Origin of the sequence: Vibrio natriegens NBRC 15636 = ATCC 14048 = DSM 759, assembly GCF_035621455.1 — a bacterium.
GTDB classification, from domain to species: Bacteria; Pseudomonadota; Gammaproteobacteria; order Enterobacterales; family Vibrionaceae; genus Vibrio; species Vibrio natriegens.
The window spans coordinates 1491473-1511444 of sequence record NZ_CP141823.1 but is presented as its reverse complement, the minus strand read 5'-3'; the positions used below and the strand labels follow the sequence as shown (position 1 = coordinate 1511444).

Sequence of the window (19972 nt, the reverse complement as noted above, 5' to 3'; positions counted from 1 at the left end):
AGTCATAACCCCTGAACGAATAGTGGTTGCCATGTTTACTTATTTGGAGTGATAACTGGTCGAGCTTTTCTAAAGGCATTCTTAACACTGATTTTTCCATCACGCAGAGTAAAAACATCCACCATACGAGCTTCGATCACCGTACCGTCAGGGTTGGTAGCAGAGAAGGTTGATTCCGTTACTGCACGATCGCCACAAACAAAGTGCACAGGGTCGCTCCAAGTCGCATCTGGGAAATTCTGCCAAACCAGTTCGAAGCTATTACGAACGGCTTCGTACCCTTCAATGGTGTTTCCAAGCAAACCATCTCCTGCGACGGTCTGAAACACACAATCATCAGTCATAAATGACATTAATGCGTCAATGTCGTGGTTATTCCAGGCATCGCTAAAGGACTGTAAAAATGTCGTGTCGACTTGGTTTTCCTGTAATAATGTTGCTGTGTTTGTTTGCATATTCATCTTCCAAAGTCCTTTTATTTTTTCGTTATTGGGTTAATACAGAGCAGTTCTACACTGCCGTTTTATTAGAGCATTTAAACTATAATTACGAATAATTAACAAATTTATAACATACCTCCACTCTAACTTTCAGTTGTGGTATGTACAAACTCTAAGCTCACAGATTTAATTTTTTTATAATTTAATTTTTGACCTAGTAAGTTTTAAAATCGTTTTTCATCGACTGATTATTCAAACGCTTGTTTATTTTCTACGTTAATTTGTTGTTAGTCGAAATCAAAGTCTTGATTATACTTACGCCCATATTGTTCTAGTTTCCTATCATGAAAATTGACTTCAAAGTCGTCTTTAATTTCGCCACTTTGACTATCTAGATCATTTTCCGAACTAGATTCAAAATCTATACTCGTCATTTTTCCTTCAACATTCGATGTTGTCTTATTTAATTCACTCATAGATATCAGCTCCTTTAATAAGTTATTTTTCACTGAGGGTAAAACATTAATAGATATTAGATCTTTCACATACTCTTGCTCATCATGAAGAGAATGTATACAGCTATTTCTTTCGTTTATAAATGGATGAATTGAATACCATTTATCCTTTTGTTTCTCCTGAAAATCGCAGTCGACAGCTTTAAATACCTTAGTACTTTCAATATGATGGGGCGAACTTATAAAACTAGCCTTATGACGCCCCCGAACCTTTATGATATTGATGCAATCCTTGGTCGAACTGTTACAGACAGACCATATTGCGTTAAAAAGACTCTCAGTCCACTCTAGTAGTCGTGTAGGAAACCCTTGTTGTTCGGACAAACACATTAATAGCCATTCATTAACAGCACGGGAACCCAGCATCGGTACTCCGTAAACTTTCATTGTGGAAAGAAGTTCTTGTTCTACTCTTCTAAGGTTATTGCTATTTACTTTGCCTAAACTTGGAATTAGTGCACCGACTTTATATTCTTCCGCTCGATATATTAATGTGTTATTGCTTTTGGACTCAGAAAATACATTTACTATTTCATATAATTCTTCGAGCGTACTGATATAATATTTACCGTTCATAATGAATACTCTTACCATCGAAAAACAAAGTAATAATTAAACTATTCTCTGAATATAAATAACCGTCAACATATATACTGCGATAAATATTGCATTCAATAAAAGCAATATAATTGGTTTCCATCCTAGAGAGAAAAGCTTCTCAAATGATGTTTTTACGCCTAGAGCGGCAATAGAAATAACTAAACACCACTTAGATATCTCTGACATTCCTTCTGACACTGTAGGAGGTACCAGGTTAAAGCTATTGATTACAATCAGTGCAATAAACATCATCAGGAAGAACGGTATTATTGGGGCGTTAATATGCGATTCTTGACCATCATTCTTTCTCTGCGCACGAAATGACAATGCAATTAACAGTATCACTGGCATCAGCATCGCGACTCGAAACATTTTCGCTAATGTTGAAGCATCCCCGATCTCGGTAGACAACATAAAGCCCGCACCGACCACCTGAGCCACATCATGAATGGAGCCACCCAAAAACATACCCGCTTCACTCGGTGATAACTGTAGTGAAGTAACGACAAATGGATAAAGAACCATGGCAATCGTTGAAAATGCAGCAACACCAATCGCCGTCATTAATGTGTATTGCTCGTTCTCTTTGCTCTGTGGAATCGTAGATGAAATCGCCATCGCCGCGGAGATGCCGCAAATCCCTGTTGCGCCGCCTGCCAGTAACCCAAATGTACCAGACACCTTAAGTAGCTTTGCGAACAAAAGGCTGAACATAATCGTCAGCACTACAGCACCAGCTAGAATGCCCACGCCATCAAGACCTATGGTACTGACATCACTAAAGGCAATGCGCACACCTAACAAGGCAACACCAATTCGAACCAACTTCTTAGCCGCAAACTCAATACCGGCACCACATTTTTCATGGTCAGAGAGAAAATGCAGAGAAATACCCAGTAATAGTGCATAAAGAAACTTAGGACCGCCGTAGTGATCAGAGACAAACGTTGCCGCTGCGGCTATTACAATACTGAGTAATAATCCCGGTGCGATGCCCGTCGCTTCTCCATATAGCGTTCTGGGCATTTTCATGGTTTTAGAAATCATCGCTTCCACCTTTCCGTGTGTTCAAAATGCCCGGCCATATAATGGCCGGACATACTCCCCGAGACCTATACGTAGTCTTTGTATTTATCTAGGAAGCGAACAGGTTTCGACAGTGCGTCGCGACGGAACGGGTCGCCCAGCTCCTGTGTACACATGATTTCGATGACTGTTGTTTTGCCCTCATTCATCTGCATGTCGATGGCTTTTTGAAGTGTTGGACCTACATCTTCCAGCTTATCAACCGTGATACCTTCAGCACCCATTGCTCTCGCGATTTCAGCGAAGCTTTGGTTGTCTAGCTCACCGGCCACGAAACGACGGTTGTAGAAGTCCACTTGGTTTTTCTTCTCAGCGCCCCATTGACGGTTGTGGAATACCACCGCAGTTACAGGAATGTTGTGACGAACACATGTCATCGTTTCCATTAGACTCATGCCCCACGCACCGTCACCTGCATAAGAAATAGCAGGACGATGCGGCGCCGCAACTTTTGCACCAATGATGGTTGGGAAGGCATAACCACAGTTACCAAAACTCATTGCGGCAAAGAAGCTGCGTGGTTTTTCGAAACGTAGATAGCTATTAGCAACAGAGTTAATGTTGCCGATGTCAGTAGACACCATTACATCTTCCGGCATAGCTTTTTCGAGCTCACGAAGCACTTGGCGTGGGTGCAGATATTCACCACCAGAGAACGGCGTTTCTTGCGCGTTTTCTTCGATCATATCCAAACTGAATGGGTCACGTTCATGTGTCCATTCATCCAGCTCTTTTTCCCACAGTGCCTTTTCCGTTGCGACTGTGTCTTGGCGAGACGCTTTGTTTTCATCACAAAGTAGTTCACGACCTTCTAGTCGTTCTTTTAGTGCAACTGCAGCAGCTTTAGCATCACCACAAATACCGACAGAAATTTTCTTAACCAGACCAAGCATCTTATTGTCGGCATCAATTTGGATGATTTTCGCGTTCTTTGGCCAGTAGTCCATACCGTGTTGAGGTAAAGTACCAAATGGACCAAGACGTGTACCCAATGCAATAACCACATCCGCTTGGGCAATCAACTTCATCGCTGCTTTAGAGCCCTGATAGCCAAGTGGACCACACCACAATGGGTGGCTTGCCGGGAATGAATCATTGTGCAGATAACTATTCACAACTGGTGCACCCAGTCTTTCTGCTAATGCCGCACATTCTTCAACAGCATCGGCCATGACCACCCCACCACCAGAAATGATGACTGGGAATTTCGCTTCGGCAATCAGATCCGCAGCTTCATTGAGTGACTTTTCGCCACCTGGACCTCTGTCTAGTCGAGCTGGTTTTGGAATTTCCGTTTTGATTTCACCGTAGAAATAGTCACGTGGAATATTCAACTGAGTCGGTCCCATTTCACTCATAGCGCGGTCAAAACAGCGACCGGTGTATTCCGCCATACGCTCTGGGTGCGTCACGTGACCTTGGTATTTAGTGAACTCTTGGAACATAGGAAGTTGGTTACATTCTTGGAAACCACCCAATCCCATTGTTTTTGTACCTGTTTCTGGCGTGACAATAACCACTGGGCTGTGTGCCCAATAAGCAGCTGCAATCGCAGTAACACAGTTACTGATACCAGGACCATTTTGACCGATAACCACACCGTGACGACCTGATACACGTGAGTAACCATCCGCCATGTGAGCAGCCCCCTGCTCGTGCACCACTGGAATTAATCGAATGCCAGCAGGAGCAAATATGTCCATTGCATCCATAAATGCTGATCCCATGATGCCGAACATATCTGTCACATCATTGGCGACCATAGTTTCAACAAACGCTTCTGATGGTGTCATCGTTGTATTGCCGGAAACAACCGTGCGTTTTTCTTGCTCGCTCATCCTTCCCTTCTCCTTGAGTTGAACTAAAATTTCATTTTTCGGAATGAATTGTCTCTTTTTTGCATTCACATTCACCTTAGTAGGAGAATTTTTGCGCGTCAACGATTTATCTATAATTGGAATGATTTATTCCAATTAACAAAACTAGATCACATTGTTAACAATATTTTGTACAAATAGTGTCGTTAACTTAGATTTAGCTGTTCATAATCGACGAACATCACCAACAGTTGCAGGTAGTTCGCAAGATATATAGAGGGAATGAGCAATGAAAGAAACGGAATTGATACCGACGAGACAAGTAAGCGTCAGAGAATGTTTTGGTATAGACAGTGATTTAACAGTATCGGCATTTAAGCACGGTGGCGAGTATGTTCCGCAAATCGATCCAAATTACTGTTTTGACCCTGAAGTGACGCTAGCCATCCTTGCGGGCTTCTCATCAAATCGTCGCACTCTCATTCAAGGCACTCACGGAACCGGTAAGTCTTCTCACATAGAACAAGTCGCAGCTCGACTGAACTGGCCCTGCCTGAGAATAAACCTTGATGGACATTTGAGCAGACTCGATTTCATCGGGAAAGACAGCATCGTTATAAAAGACGGCATGCAAATCACCGAGTTTAAAGAAGGCATCCTTCCACAAAGTATCCAACAACCTATCGCACTGGTATTGGATGAATACGATGCAGGGCGACCAGATGTGATGTTCGTTATTCAGCAATTGCTTGAGCAAGATGGCAAATACACCTCATTGGAGCAAAACCGCGTCATTACCCCGCACCCATATTTTCGATTGTTCGCCACATGTAACACGCTCGGTCTCGGCAATTTTTCTGGTCTGTATTCAGGTACACAAGTGCTCAATCACAGTCAGTTGGATAGATGGAATATCATCGCTACTCTGAACTACCTTGACCCTAAACACGAAGCCAATATCGTGTTATCCAAGAATCCAGAACTCAATAATGAACAAGGTTTGCGGCTAGTTGAGCAAATGATCGCAACAGCCGGAATGACTAGAAACGGTTTTATGGCGGGCGATTTATCTACAGTAATGTCTCCCAGGACGGTACTGACATGGGCCGAGAACATTCGTATCTTTAACGACGTCGCAACCGCGTTTAGGCTGTCATTTCTAAATCGATGTGAAGAAGAAGAAAAACAGCTTGTTTGCGAATACTACTTCCGCTGCTTTGGTGAAACTTTGATTGCCAATCCATCAGTTAGCTCTGGTATGGAGCAACTTAGCCATGGCTAATGTGTCGTCTCAACAGAAAAAGATCCTCGATCTTAGTGTCTCCGTTGCCAGAGCGATCAGTGGGAATCTCACACTTAACTATAGGGGTGAGCGTTTATATAGAGGCGATCAGCCTTACTACTTTCTCTCAGCCCACACCAATGACCTCACTTTTGTTTCTCGCCATGAGTTAACTAAGAGCAAAATGGCTATGCAAGGTAAGATCGATTCTTCAGCGTTGCGCCTTTTGGTGTCAGACGCAGAGCTTCATTACTCGCAACGCCCCAGTGGCGAAGTTGAACGTCTATTGTTTGATTTTTGCGAGCAAGTCCGAATCGAGTCACAAGTCCCGCATTACTTAGCAGGTATTCAAGTTAGCACTCGATTCAACTTTTGTTATTGGAGTGAACAGTATCATCAGAATGGCTTTACTGAGTCTCGTCTTGGTATGCTTCTTTTTACGCTTATGCAGATCATCCATTCGCGTTTAACAGGGATACCTGTTTCGGAACCTATCGCCGAGGCTATCGAATCCACTCGAGCTGGAATAGTACCGATCATAGGCACTTGTCTGGTACAACTAAAAAGACATCGATTAGATCAGCGTTTGTTCGCCACTTATGCCAACCAACTTGCGACTCTCGTCAGCGAACTTATCGATCAAGAACAAGAAGAACCAAACAATCAAACCATTCCTGCCGTTGAAGAAGACATTAAAATCCTTGCCCAACTGGCGCTAATTGTAGACGGGGATATCGAAGACCAAGAATACGACGCGGATATCACTGGTAGCAGTAAAGCTTTCCAACTCGCTGGGTCTAAATATCAAGTTTTTAGTCGAGAGTTTGACCGAGAGGTTGGTGCTGAAACAGTGGTTAGACAAGCGTTATTGCTTGAGCTACGACAAAAGCTTACTGACGACATGATGGCAAGACAGGTTAACACTCGTCGTTTAGCAGCAATACTGTCTAGCATTGTCCAAACCCCGCAGCGAAACAAACGCCAAGATCATCTGGAAGAAGGAATCGTTAATGCGAACACCATAACCAAACTGGTTACTTCTCCGCTTGAACGCACCATATTCTCACAACCAGAACTCGGTGCATCCCATCAATGCGCCATTACATTTTTGATGGACTGCTCTGGCTCCATGCAAAAGCACAGTCATAAAATGAGCTTGTTGATGGACACACTGCTTAAATCCGTAGGTCTAACCGAAGTTCCTTTTGAAATCCTTGGCTTCACAACCGGAAATTGGAACGGCGGGAAAGTTTATCGACAATGGCTACAACAAGGACAACCAAAACACCCTGGTCGCTTAAACGAACTTCGACATATTATATTCAAAGACTTCGATACTCATTGGCGACGAGCTCGACTCGGCATCGCCAGCTTACGAAAAGCCGACATATTCAAAGAAGGAATTGACGGAGAAGCCGTACAGTTTGCCGCTCAACGTCTAACTGCACAAGGTGCGCAGCGAAAGATACTTATCGTATTCTCCGATGGTTGTCCCATGGACACTGCCACTAGCACAGCCAACGACCAATTTTATCTCGATAATCATTTAAAGCAGGTCATCGAGCGCGAAGCAAACCGCAATAAAATAGAAATCTACGGTGTCGGCATGGGCGTCGACCTAAGTCCCTACTATCGAAACAACATTATTTTGGATGTAAAGGAAAGCTGTCTGTTTAGTTTGTGTCGAGAGGTGTTTGGGGTACTAAGGAAGTAGAGCTGGTACCGTTCAACCCTGTTTAAGCCAATTGAACTGCTCGGTCTAGTCGGCACTTCAGCAAAAAGGCCGCTAAGAATTTAACGGCCTTTTTCGTTTCTGCAATTTTAATTGGCAGCGACTGAAAGGTGCAATTTAGACACGAACTTATCGTGGTTTTGTATCACGGATTCCAAATCGGCATAACATCCATCTGCGATAGAAAACTTACGTTGTTCATAATTTGGCGAAACTAAGTAAGTCGTCATGTTCGCTCTTTTGGCCGCCGTCAGGCCTGTAAAGCTATCTTCAATAACTAAACATTCTGCAACACCGATTTGGAGTTTACGGGCAGCGGTTAAATAAACATCTGGATGGGGTTTACCATATTCTTCATCTTCAGCGCTGCAGACAACACTGAACTTGTCCAACAACTGAAGGCGATCGAAGACTGCGTTAATGACTACATGGTTAGAAGATGTTGCCAATGCGATCTTTAAACCTTGGTTGGCAAAGTAGTCTAATGCCTCGTAAACGCCGGTCATCGCCTCACCCAAAGTAGAAATACGATGACACAACTTCGAAAGGATCATCGCTTCCAGCTCTTTCGTTTGAACGGTCAATGAATATGCCTCACACCAAATTTGCGCTATTTCATCAACACGTTTCCCCATTGTCATTTTTTCGCAGTCGTCACGTGTAATACACACACCAAAACTGTCGAGTGATTCCATCTGCGCCTCTTGCCACAGAGGCTCAGAATCAATGAGTACACCATCCATATCAAAAATAACCGCTTTTATATTCATGCTTACCTCAAAATTAGAAAAGGTATGACAACCAAAACCGTTGCCATACCCTAAGTCTTTTAAACGACAGACACTTTATCTGACTCTACAAATGTCGTTTCAAACCCTGGTTGTTCAACATTAATTAAGTAAGTAAAGAAGAAGGCCAGCACGTACAACACAGTGTAGGCAATGACCACACCGATTGTGCTGAAGTACGGTAGTAATACCACCGCAATGGCTGGCGCAAGGAAGTTAGACAATCCGGCTGATAAGTTATAAACCGAAATCGCCGCGCCTTTGTGGTTTGGTTCCAATGCAGGAAACACTGCCGCCATTGGTACAAAGGCTGCTACAAAGATCCCCAGAGAAATAGCCGGGATCAATGCCATGTAAAAGTTATTACCGAAATGCTGAGGAATGTAATAGAACGCTAGGCTAGATAGTGCCATTCCCACACAACCGAACCAACGTACTACTTTCATCCAGCCCAGTTTTTCGCCCAAGATTCCCCAGAAAACGTTAGAAAAGATGGTAGTAAAGAAGAACACTGCCCAAACCTGAAGCCACTCAGACGTAGTAAAGCCAAGATCATCGACAAACATCATCGGCATGATGACCGCAAAACCGAAAAGCGACAGCGTGTTGATAATGCGCACAAAGCTTGAGAAAAGTATGTTTTTGTTGGTGTAAAGAAGCGTTACTGCTCGGCTTAATTCGGTCAGTTTCTGCTTGTTAGTCAGGTTATGCATGTGCGTCGGCGTTTTAACATTACGCAGAGCGACCATGGCGATTAGACCACCCGCGGCACAAAATGCCAGCGATAACCACAAGGTACCAAACTCGCCAATCCAAGGAATAGTAAAGCTAGGAATGTAGCTACCCGCAACACCAATACCGATGGAATATACCGTCCAGAACCAGCCGAGTGCGGAGCTTACGCCATCACTGCGAACGTTATGTACAATCACCACAATAAATGAGTAAAGGAACAGTGGGTAAGCAAGGCCACGAATGCCGTAAAACAGTAAAATGAGTCCGTAGTTTGACTGGCTCAACCCAAGGGTTAAGAACAGTACGTGGAATACACACCAGAGTAGAAAACCAATTTTCATCGTTTTCTGTGGAGTAATGATTTCCGCTACCACACCGGATACCCAAGCGGCCAACGCCGCAGCCAGACCGTAAAGTGTAAATGCAAAAGATGACTGAGCCGGACTAAAGCCAAGCTCGGTAATGTAGTGCGACAGAAACGCCAGTTCAAAGCCATCACCAGTCATAAAGATTGCGATAGCGACGTATCCCCATATCAGATTGAGCGGCAATCCAAGCCACTGTTTGCTTACGTTTTCCATATATTCCTCGTTTCGTAGGGTAAAGGAATCCCACGCCCCCTCCTTTTTCTTTTATGGGGGCGTAGTCCATTTTTAGTTGTGATGTTCTTTCTAAGGTGACTCTTAACGGCCAGTGTTACGACCGAAGGACCAAGTCGTTTTGGTAAAGAGAGCGAAAACGTGAATAACGCTCAGACAGTCCTGCTTCACGCTCGACATTCGGTTGATAAACGCGATGAATTTCCGGCTTCTTACATACTTCATCCACCGATTTTCCTGACGCCAGGCAAGCAAGTCGAGCCGCCCCCAACGCCCCACCCGTTTCACCACCTTTGTGAGTAATCGTTGGCAAGTGAAGAATATCTGCAAGTAACTGCGCCCAGAACGAGCTACGTGCACCACCACCAACCAATGAGCACTGTTCGATGTGCGTACCGCTTTCTTGCAACACTCGCAAACCATCAGCAATACCAAAGCTCACCCCTTCGATCACCGCATAGCCAAGTAAGGCGCGATTGGTGGAATGGGTCATACTGTGGAACATACCCGTCGCTTCCGGATCGTTATGTGGCGTACGCTCACCAGACAGATACGGTAAGAAAATTGGCGCTTTTGCTTTCTCTTCTTCACTAAGCTGCTCAATTTCAGCCAGCAACTCCACTTCCGTTGTGCCTACTATGCGGCAGAACCATTGAAGGCAGCTGGCAGCACTTAGCATGACACTCATCTGATGCCATCGTTGTGGCAAAACATGACAGAAGGCGTGTACGGCAGACTCAGGTGCGGGGCGATATTTCTCGTTGACCACAAACAGTACGCCAGAAGTGCCAAGGGATATAAACGCATCACCCGGATTGACCGCACCAACACCGATTGCGCTTACGGCATTATCACCACCGCCACCAGCGACGATGACAGATGGACTTAGTCCCCATTTGTGGGCCATTTCAGCGGATAAAGAAGCCGATACTTCACAGCCCTCGACCAGTTCAGGCATTTGTTCCCGCGTTAGCTGGCATTTGTCGAGCAGAGAATCTGACCAGTCACGCTTAGCGACATCCAACCATAACGTGCCTGCAGAATCCGACATGTCGGAAACTTTTTTGCCCGTCATTTTGAAGCGAAGATAATCTTTCGGCAGCAGCACTGTGCTAATGCGGGAAAAGTTTTCAGGTTCATGCTTGCGAACCCAAATTAACTTGGGAGCCGTAAATCCTGGCATCGCAAGGTTACCAGCAATTTCATGCAGATCCGGAGCAGCCGCTTCAAGTTCGGTGCACTCTTCGTGACAACGTGTGTCGTTCCACAAAATAGCTGGACGAATCACATCATTGGCCTCATCCAGAAGCACTGCGCCATGCATCTGTCCAGACAAACCAATGGCTTTAATTGCTCCCCAATGCTCAGTGCATTTCTCACGCAGCGCCCCGATCAAATAGTTCGTTGCTTCCCACCACTCTTGCGGTGCCTGTTCCGACCAATGAAGATGCGGGCGTTGAATCGTCAGTGGTGCGCTGTGTGAAGCGACCGTTTCACCGTGTTCATCAATCACCAACGCTTTCACTTCTGAGGTGCCGAGATCTATACCTAGATACATGCCCATTCCTTATTGAATCATTGAGTAAGCTGCTGCAACTTTTTCTCGCAGCAATGTTTCAAAATCCGCGCGACTAGCTAGTTCACCAAACAAAGCGACATCTTGCGCGTAAGCGGCGATTGGGTCTTCAGAATCAAACATGCTGTGCACGGCATTTTCATCAAGAATCCCATCCTGATACTCATAAGGCAGTAAACCTTTGTGCCACTGGTGCATAAAGACAAAGAACAGCGCAGGCAGCATCGCAGTCGCATCTGGTGTAACACCTCGCTGATAGCATTCAATCATCGTCGGCGTAATCATGGCCGGGATTTTAGAAAACCCATCCGCAGCGACACGCTGGTTGGTGTCTTTAATGTATGGGTTGGTAAAGCGCTCTAACACCACCTCAAGATAGGTCGGCAGATCGATACCATTGTCACCAAGGCAAGGAATCACATCCTGACTGACGTAATCGTGCGCAATCTTGTAGATAAAATCCGTCAAAGTACTTTCGTGAATAAATGACTGGCCAACTAATGTTCCGGCCCAAGCGATACAGCTGTGCGAAGCATTCAAGATTCGGATTTTCGCCTCTTCGTAAGGAATAACCGACTCCACCATTTCCACGCCTACATTTTCCAGTGCAGGTCGAACGTCTTTGAAACTGTCTTCAATTACCCACTGAATGAAAGTTTCACCCATCACTGGCGCGTTATCTTCAATACCTGTTTGTGCTTTAATCCGATATGGCAGGTCTTCAGCGGGACGAGGTGTAATACGATCCACCATGGTGTTAGGACTTGTCGTATTTTCCTTCACCCATTGCAACACGTCAGCCTTACCAGTCAGAGTCAGGAACTCCATTAGACCATCTCGGAATCGCTCACCATTGTGACGCACGTTGTCACAGTTCAGCAGTGTCACTGGTCCAGCACTATCCGCCATACGGCGCTCAAGGATTTTCGTCACCGTGCCGTAAATTGTTTGGTGGCCACCGCTCAGATCAGCTTTTAGGACTGCGTTATCAACATCCAGTGAGTGATCGGTTCTTAAGTAGTACCCGCCTTCTGTGACCGTAAAGGCGATCACTTTTGTCTGCGCTTTTGCACCTTCTTCAATCAGCGGCGCCAAATCTTCCTGCCACGGGAGCAACGTCTGAATAGATTTGATCACCTCATATTCACGCTCCCCTGCTGGACTGACCGTCTCTAACACATACTCACCATTCTGCGCACGGAGAGTTTCAACGGTTGATTCTGCATCATTGCGAATGTTACCTGCCGCGATATGCCAGCTTTGGTCACCCGTTTCTAGCAATTTGTGCAGGTACCAGGCTTGGTGCGCACGGTGAAATGAACCCAGACCGATGTGAAGCCACGTATATTGGTTTTTCATTATATTTCCTCGTTTTTGTTTGATGGCTTAACTCTAATTGATCAAATTACCAAATAAAGAGCGATGGATCACAAATGAACAAAAGACCGATAATTGGTTTTTTGTTCATTTGTGAGTAATTGATTGCTATTGCACTCACGCGAAGTTAGAGAGAAGATAGATGTTCTAGATACGATGACGAACTAAATATTGTCATCAAAAGAAACGCAATAAGCTGAATAATAAGGATAAAACGTGGCTAGAGACGATAGTTTTAAAACCGATCAGATGGTTCGCGCAGCCTGGATGTACTACATCTCTGGTCGAAACCAGCGCGATATAGCATCTGAACTTGGCTTATCACGTCCAGTTGTCCAGCGCCTGATAGCAGCAGCGAAAGAAGAAGGGATTGTGTCTGTCGGACTTCACCATCCGATCTCCACTTGTTTGGACTACGCAGAACTGCTTAAAGAGAAGTATCAATTGGTAGAGTGTAATATCGTGCCAACCATCAGCGATGATGAGACGCTTGATAACGTATCTTTTGGCTGCTTCCAGCTCATGTCGAAATACATGAAAGACCAGCAGAATCAGATCATTGGTATTGGCTCTGGTCTGACACTTAAAAAAGCCATTAACCGAATTGATTTTGAAGCACCAAACAGTAAATGTGTCGCATTAATAAGTGCTATGGGCATAGATGGCCAGTGTAATTACTATGATGATGTGCCACTGATTCTGGCGCGAAAAATTCAGGCAAATTACTTCCAATTGCCCGCCCCACGTTACGCGACCTCTACCGACGAATTCAAAACTTGGGCAAGTATGCGTGTATTCAAAGAAGTATCCAGCGTTGCCGACAGTGCGAATGTGATTTTCCTCGGTATCGGTTCATTGAGTAAAGCCAGCCCAATTATCAAAGACGGTTTCATCTCTGCAGATAAGGCAGATGAGCTCAATCAGCAAGGAGCGGTAGGCGAAATACTTGGTCGTTTTATCAATGCTGAGGGTGAGGTGATCGACTGCGCCATCAACACTTTCATCACCAGTTACGATATACGTAACAATGATTGCCCTCGAATTGGCGCGGCTTGTGGGGAAGATAAACGTCCGGCGATTCTCGCCGCACTGAGAGGACACTGGGTGAATGGTTTAGTTACCGACGAAGCAACAGCGAGATGGTTATTAACGCAATAAGCGAATTTTCAGTTTAAGCCGTAGATCTCTTCAGGTGTCGCCCGCGCCCCGTTAAACCAGACTTTCAATTGTCCGCATAACGCTATCAATTTGCGGCTCAATTGAAAGTCTGCATCAAGACAACAACGTTTTCTCATTAGAAACACGAGAAGTTAATGTGTTTAATTAATACGGTAGAAACGTTTAGCCAAATTAGTGTGTTAGCCTTTCTATCAACGCTTGTTGATATTCAGGTAATTTCGAACGAGAGACGGATTGAAATGCTGATGGCGTTAGGTAAGTCATGCCTGCATGTAGCGCACTCGCTTTCATTGGTAAGAACACATCTTCTAGTTTAACGCCTATTCTGCCCGATTCCCCGTAGGTACTTGCTCCACCAGCCGCAGTCGTCACCAACAGCATTTCTTTTCCCTGCCATAATCCAGGTCCTACACTCCCCCAAACATCATTCATGTAAGCTTTCATCATCGGAGTAATATTGAACCAATGGGTTGGAAACATAAATACAATGCGATCTTGTTCTCTCGTTAGCTCACGCTCCTTTTGTGCATCGATGGCGCGAGTATCAAAACCATAAATAGTCTCTAGGTTTCGGACTGTGACTCCTTCAACACTTTCAGCCGCTTGCTGCATCCCCTTGGTCATCACTGACCTTTCTGGATAGGGATGTGAGACAATAACCAGCGTTTTTATATCCGTTTTATGAACCTGCTCTGCAGCGGACACAACATTGATGCATGTAAGCCACAGAACTTGCAAGGCGAGAAAAAATCCAGCCTGCTTAATGACGCTATTCCATTTCATTTGCGCTGTTCCTAAAATTCTATCTTTCCACAGTTGTTGTAAAAAAAATTAAGCCCAGCGAGCTGAGCTTAATTTTATTGATGCCAAGATTTTATTGACCAGCAACGTATTGCTCGTCAGTCACTTTCTCTTTCCAGATAACATTTTTGCCATCTTTCGATGCTGTAACAACAAGGTGTGTCATTGGTGCATCTGGGGTCGCGCCGTGCCAGTGATCAATACCCGGTGGGCACCAAACGCTCTCGTTTTCGCTAAAGCGAATCACTTTACCATCTCGGGTACCAGTAAGTGCCACACCAGAAGTGACAATCATATGCTGGCCTGCAGGATGCATGTGCCACGCGGTACGAGCGCCTTTTTCGAATGTCACATAAGCAGCGCTGTAATTCGCGACGTCATTTTCAGGGAATAGCATGTCCACTTTTACATTTCCTGTGAACAAATCTTCCGGTCCGTTAAAGGATTTAAGATCTTGTGCGCGATACGCTTGCTGGCTGCCTGCCGCATCGTCAGCAGCATTGGTAGTTGAAACCATTGCCGTCGATGAAACCATCCCTGCCAGTAACGTTAATATGAGTTTATTTTTCATAATCGAATTCCCTGTTATTTATTTAGGACCGAGTCCAGAACTTGTTGTGCGTTGTTAGCCACGTCTTCACCAACTTGCTTTTCAATGATGGTGATGAATTCTTTTAGCTCATCAACGGTTACATCGTTATTCATACTAATGCTGTAATGAGCTGCCAATTGGCTGTTTACACCTGGTATATTGGATAGAGTCGCAATCGTAGCGACTTCACGTTGTTTCCAAGTCAGCACATCACGAGCAAAAATGTCACCAAACAAATGAGATTTCAGGTATTCATCAATTTGAGGAGAGAAATCAAATAACGGCCCTTTTACTTCAACACCGATGAGTTTAGTTTGGTTTTCAGCACCAAATTCAAGGCTGGTTTTATCTGTCGGTAGTGGCGATGACTCTGGACCAACGACGTCTTCGATTCCATTGCTCTTTCTTTCTTCAAGAACCTGCATAAATGCAGCCAATGCATTCAGGCTACGAGGGAAACCAGCATATGCGTATAGCTGACCCAGCACTTCCTTGGTTTCATTAATGGTTAAACCTGCGTCCAAGCCTTCGTTCAAGCTTACTTTTAGCTTCTCGATTTCACCACTGGCGGCAAACGCTGCGATCGGAATAATCGCCTTCTCTTTAGTATCAAAACCTTCTGCCGCCGTTGCGGTATTCATAGTCAATACCGCTAGCAAACTCGCCACAAAAATGGACCATTTACTGAAATATCTGCCTATATGAAACATTTGTGTCTCCCTATTCCCTTTGCATTTTTGAGTCTTCAATCGCACTCTCTAAATATAAAGTTATCGCAAAATTTGCATACTACTTTGCCTAGAAGAGTTTAATTATTGCCTAATCTTCTATTAAGCAAACTCCACTAGAATTGAGATATAAATAAAAACATGATGTTACATTTGGAAACAATAATAACGCGACCATTTACTTGACTATTAAAATGTAAAAACTACTCAATAAACAATTAATCGTTATTCGTACTAGCTAGTCATTTAAATGTAGAAGTAAACATCGTCTATTTAATTAAATAGTAATAATCAGGCGTAATTTCATTTTTATCTCGGCCCGCTTATTAACGTAGAAATGCCTGTTAATCTTTTTGATTAACAGGCATTTATTTACAAAATCCAATGTATTATTCAATAACCTCTATAGTGACTTTCATTGAACCACCAGAAGTAAAGCGCGATAAATCGCCGTCAACTTTCCCGAGGTTAATCAATCCAGATGCATAGCCAAAGTTATTATAAAACACGACTAAGTTCCCCCAAGGTGCGTAGTAAGAAATGTCTCCCGCTTTGGAACTCACGCCAGCTGGCGCCCCTTCCTTGGTTAACTTCGATGGTAGGTAGGCTATTTTTTCAGTACTGGCGTAATCTTCCAACTCTAAAGTTAATGGTAGTTGGGCGATAAAATCTTGTGTGCTCGGACTATCATTTAACGTCGCAGTGACGGTGCGATCATCAAATACAAAACGAATCTTCATTGTACTCTCCCCGGTAATAACTCCGCTCTCGGTCACGTTGCCGGAAGCGAAACAAATTTGGCTAATAAGTAATGCGGGCAACACTGTAAGCGTGGATAAAATGGTTTTGTGCCACTTCTTTAACAACATAGTAGTGATTCCCTTTTAGTTAAGTGACAGTTTTAGAGGTTACCTAAAACGCGTGCCATTCTCTGAAGCCCATCGAGTAGTTGCGCTCTCGGGCAAGCCATATTGAGACGAATGTAACCCTCGCCTTGGGTGCCGTAAACCGCGCCCTGATTGAGCATAAGAGCGCCTTCAGTTATCAGTTTTTCGCCGATTTCTGCGGAAGGCAAATCTAGCTGACGACAATCAATCCATGCCAAATACGTGGCTTCCTGCTGAACGACACTCAAACGTGGTAAGTGCTGGTTAATAAATTCAACGACAACCAAATAGTTCTGATGTAGATACTCTCTCAGAGCATATAGCCAAGCTTCACTTTCGTTGTATGCCGCCATTAATGCTGATACGCCAAAAGGATTCACATCACAAACTTCATGAATATTTAATACGCGATCGATTTTGTCACGTAGCTGTTTATCAGCAGTGATGATATTGGCGATTTGTAGCCCTGCGATATTGAACGACTTACTCGGAGAATTTGTCGTCACTGTGTTAGCAAGAAACTCATCCCCCAAGGCAGCAAAAGGCTGATGTTGAACTCCCGGAAACGTAAGATCACAATGGATTTCGTCGCTAATCACTTTGACACCATGTCTAAAGCAGATCTCACCCAATCTGGTCAGCTCTTCTTGTGTCCACGCACGGCCAACCGGATTGTGGGGGTTGCATAGAATCAGAACCTTCACATCAGATCGAGAAGCTTTTCGTTCAAGATCGTCAAAATCCATCTCGTAATAACCATCACGATTCACCAGCGGATTTTCAACAAGGTGGCAGTCCATATTGCGAATCGAACTGAAAAAACAGTTATACGCGGGAGTTTGAACAATAGCGCCATCACCCGGATTGGTCAGTGCTTTCAGGATAGCTGATAACGCAGGAACTACGCCTGACGTGTACTGAATCCACTCACGTTGGACGTGAAAGTTATGTCTTTTACCGAACCAGTTTATAACCGCGGCGTAATAAGCGTCAGGGACTTTGGTGTAACCAAATACGCCATGCTCAACACGTTGTTTCAATGCACTTACAATAGGTTCGGCAGTGCGGAAATCCATATCCGCGACCCACATCGGAAGAATAGAGCTGTTCCCCATGCTATCCCACTTAACACTGCCAGATCCCTTCCGTTCAACAATTTGATCAAAGTTGAAAGATGACATTATGTTCTCACCTCAAATTCCGTTTCAATTGTGCATCCTCCCGGGTTCTTGCAGTTCTTATCAAAGATAATTTCTCCGATTGAGCGTGCTTTAATAGAGCCAGATAAAGGATTCTTGATACTGATGATGTCGGAAACAATTTCAGCGTTCAATGTCGCGTATTCAAAACACAGATCCGTCTCTTCCATAACGCAATTTTCCATGATTAGATCTTGCGCGTAACACAACGGCTGCTCACCTCGAATGGTGCAATTAACCAAACGTAAATTTTTTGAGTGCCAACCTAAATATTCACCATCTAAGACGCTGTCGTATACCGTAACATTTTCTGTGCCCCAAAATGCGTCTTTAGAGTCCAAATACGCGTTGCGAATAGTGACGTTTTTAGCGTCTTGGAACGAGTAGTTTCCTTGTAGCTTGAAGCCATCAATTTCTACATTTTCACAGTTCAAAAAAACATAGTCGGCGCCGCGCATTTCAACATTGTTTAAATTGACGTTATCACACATCCACAAGGTTTCACCCGCATTCGGGAATCTCGTATTTTCGATAGTAAGATTCGAGACACGGCGAAACATTTTAGGCGCTTCGATCACGCAGTTATTCATCGTCAGGTTCTCTGAGTACCAGATAGCAGCTCGTGCGTATACCGTAAACAGGCTCTGCTCAATCAAGATGTCATTGCTATGCCAGAAGGGATATTTACCCATAAACTCACAGTGTTTAACCATGATATTTTGCGAATGTTTTAACGCTGACTCGCCCGGGTAAAATCGCACTTTATGCAGATATTTATTTTCTTCAGCGTATAATGGTCTCTCACCTTCAAAGAAGGTGTCGCATAATTTTTCTTGCTGACAGAGTTGGTCTTGGATTGTTTTCGATAGTGTCATGGTACACCTGAACTTAGAAATTAAGGAATTAACGTTGGCAAACATTGCCAGTGCTTACTTATAAATGAACAGTAAATAGCTTGGAAACCAAGCGGGCACATTAATAAAACTCGTCAAATTATTTAATGTAGAGCGAAAGAAAATAAATATATACTCTCAGCCACTCTAATAACTGAATAAAAAGGTAAAGAATACAAAAAGGCAGTGGATCAGTACACCTTACGCGAAACTTTAAAAAGTGATGACTACGTCACTGACAATCTTTCCTAAGATAATCTCCCATCAATTTGTAAAATGGGAGTGTTTCAATGCTGGATTATAATATTTGCTACCAAATATAAACGTCGCAAATATTACTCGTTTCCTTTAGCCTAAAATATTATCCAGAACTTGATCGGCATTTAATGCAACATCCTCACCACAGTGCTGTTTTAGTTCGCCAATAAACGTTTTCAACAAGGCTGGCGTGATACCATTATTTAAACTGATACCAAAATGTGCCTGAAGCTGGCCATTAACACCCTGCATATTTGCCAAGGCTGCTATCGTCGCAAGCTCTCGTTCTTTCCATGTCAGTACATCACGCTGGAAAATGTCACCAAACAGATGTGCTTTTAGGTACTGGTCAATTTCGGGGGCAAAATCAAACAAAGGGCCAGAGACAACTTGCCCAACTAACTGGGTTTGGTTTTTAGTACCAAAACTTAAACTGCTTACGTCTGTTGGTAGAGGGCTTGCAGGCTCGCCTTCTGTATCAAAGATTCCTTGCTGCTTACGCTCTTCTATAACAGACATAAATGCCCCAAGCGCGTTGAGGCTTCTGGGAAAACCAGTGTATGCGTACATCTGTACCAGTATTTCTTTGGTTTCGCTGATGGTGAGGCCAGCATTCAACCCTTCGACCAAACTCATCTTCAGCTTTTCAAGCTCACCACTTGCAGTGAATGCTGCTATTGGAATGATGGCTTGTTCTTTACCAGAAAAGTGTTCTTGCATGGTTCCTCCGAAGTTTGAATCAAAAGGCGAATCAATGTCCTGATACCCTTTGGATAACAAGACAGCAGGTTGTGTTGACGGTAACAACATGTCTAAATCTACGCCTATATTTAAAAACCCGTTAGCCTAATGATTGCCAATACTTGCCTAATTATCCAAACACCAATA

The 19972-nt window shown here is 44.0% G+C and carries 18 protein-coding genes; 3 read left to right on the top strand and 15 right to left on the bottom strand.

Translation table 11 applies throughout. The annotated features are described in order from the left end of the window. Positions 1-35 precede the first annotated feature (35 nt). From VER99_RS21195 to xsc, 4 genes are all read right to left on the bottom strand, one after another. The gene (locus VER99_RS21195; protein WP_020335195.1) at positions 36-461 is read right to left on the bottom strand and encodes a nuclear transport factor 2 family protein; all 426 of its coding nucleotides are present in this window, start codon (positions 459-461) and stop codon (positions 36-38) included. A 266-nt stretch (positions 462-727) separates the two neighbouring features. Then, a complete protein-coding gene (locus VER99_RS21190; protein ID WP_020335196.1) occupies positions 728-1531 on the bottom strand; it encodes an FRG domain-containing protein in 804 nt (267 codons plus the stop codon). Positions 1532-1567: 36 nt separating this feature from the next. Continuing rightward, entirely contained in the window at positions 1568-2602 is a 1035-nt protein-coding gene (locus VER99_RS21185) for a YeiH family protein (RefSeq protein WP_020335197.1), read from the bottom strand. A gap of 65 nt (positions 2603-2667) precedes the next feature. Continuing rightward, positions 2668-4479, bottom strand: coding sequence for a sulfoacetaldehyde acetyltransferase (gene xsc / locus VER99_RS21180; RefSeq protein WP_020335198.1), 1812 nt, complete (start codon positions 4477-4479; stop codon positions 2668-2670). A gap of 268 nt (positions 4480-4747) precedes the next feature. Here xsc and VER99_RS21175 point away from each other — a divergent pair, with 268 nt between their 5' ends. Then, the gene (locus VER99_RS21175; RefSeq protein WP_020335199.1) at positions 4748-5740 is read left to right on the top strand and encodes an AAA family ATPase; all 993 of its coding nucleotides are present in this window, start codon (positions 4748-4750) and stop codon (positions 5738-5740) included. Beyond that, positions 5733-7454 carry a cobaltochelatase CobT-related protein gene (locus VER99_RS21170; RefSeq protein ID WP_020335200.1) on the top strand — a complete coding sequence of 574 codons (1722 nt, stop codon included), beginning with the start codon at positions 5733-5735 and terminating at the stop codon, positions 7452-7454. The genes VER99_RS21175 and VER99_RS21170 overlap by 8 nt, the downstream gene beginning before the upstream one ends. Before the next feature lie 107 nt (positions 7455-7561). On the opposite strand, the gene hxpB is transcribed toward VER99_RS21170, so the two are convergent. The 4 genes from hxpB to dalD all read right to left on the bottom strand — a co-directional run bounded on the left by hxpB (position 7562) and on the right by dalD (position 12529). After that, the gene (gene hxpB / locus VER99_RS21165; protein WP_020335201.1) at positions 7562-8242 is read right to left on the bottom strand and encodes a hexitol phosphatase HxpB; all 681 of its coding nucleotides are present in this window, start codon (positions 8240-8242) and stop codon (positions 7562-7564) included. A 59-nt stretch (positions 8243-8301) separates the two neighbouring features. After that, a complete protein-coding gene (locus VER99_RS21160) occupies positions 8302-9576 on the bottom strand; it encodes an MFS transporter (protein ID WP_020335202.1) in 1275 nt (424 codons plus the stop codon). A 115-nt stretch (positions 9577-9691) separates the two neighbouring features. Next, positions 9692-11152, bottom strand: coding sequence for a xylulokinase (gene xylB, locus VER99_RS21155; RefSeq protein ID WP_020335203.1), 1461 nt, complete (start codon positions 11150-11152; stop codon positions 9692-9694). A 9-nt stretch (positions 11153-11161) separates the two neighbouring features. Then, complete coding sequence (gene dalD / locus VER99_RS21150; protein ID WP_020335204.1) at positions 11162-12529, bottom strand: D-arabinitol 4-dehydrogenase; 1368 nt, start codon at positions 12527-12529, stop codon at positions 11162-11164. A 234-nt stretch (positions 12530-12763) separates the two neighbouring features. Here dalD and VER99_RS21145 point away from each other — a divergent pair, with 234 nt between their 5' ends. Further along, positions 12764-13705 (top strand): sugar-binding transcriptional regulator, encoded by a 942-nt coding sequence (locus VER99_RS21145; protein WP_020335205.1) that lies wholly within the window; start codon positions 12764-12766, stop codon positions 13703-13705. Between the two features lie 192 nt (positions 13706-13897). Here VER99_RS21145 and VER99_RS21140 read toward each other — a convergent pair whose 3' ends face one another. The 7 genes from VER99_RS21140 to VER99_RS21110 form a co-directional block, all read right to left on the bottom strand. Continuing rightward, positions 13898-14509, bottom strand: a complete 612-nt coding sequence (locus VER99_RS21140; RefSeq protein ID WP_020335206.1) for an NAD(P)H-dependent oxidoreductase — start codon at positions 14507-14509, stop codon at positions 13898-13900. Between the two features lie 91 nt (positions 14510-14600). Beyond that, positions 14601-15098, bottom strand: coding sequence for a (R)-mandelonitrile lyase (locus VER99_RS21135; protein WP_020335207.1), 498 nt, complete (start codon positions 15096-15098; stop codon positions 14601-14603). Positions 15099-15112: 14 nt separating this feature from the next. Further along, positions 15113-15829 (bottom strand): carboxymuconolactone decarboxylase family protein, encoded by a 717-nt coding sequence (locus VER99_RS21130; RefSeq protein ID WP_020335208.1) that lies wholly within the window; start codon positions 15827-15829, stop codon positions 15113-15115. A 407-nt stretch (positions 15830-16236) separates the two neighbouring features. Further along, positions 16237-16587: a cyclophilin-like fold protein gene (locus VER99_RS21125; protein WP_024372887.1), complete on the bottom strand. Its 351-nt coding sequence runs from the start codon at positions 16585-16587 to the stop codon at positions 16237-16239. A gap of 161 nt (positions 16588-16748) precedes the next feature. After that, complete coding sequence (locus tag VER99_RS21120; RefSeq protein WP_020335210.1) at positions 16749-17915, bottom strand: MalY/PatB family protein; 1167 nt, start codon at positions 17913-17915, stop codon at positions 16749-16751. Continuing rightward, positions 17915-18808 (bottom strand): DUF3737 family protein, encoded by an 894-nt coding sequence (locus tag VER99_RS21115; protein ID WP_020335211.1) that lies wholly within the window; start codon positions 18806-18808, stop codon positions 17915-17917. Before VER99_RS21115 ends, VER99_RS21120 begins: the two co-directional genes overlap by 1 nt. A gap of 366 nt (positions 18809-19174) precedes the next feature. Continuing rightward, positions 19175-19804, bottom strand: coding sequence for a carboxymuconolactone decarboxylase family protein (locus VER99_RS21110; protein WP_020335212.1), 630 nt, complete (start codon positions 19802-19804; stop codon positions 19175-19177). Positions 19805-19972: the final 168 nt, after the last annotated feature.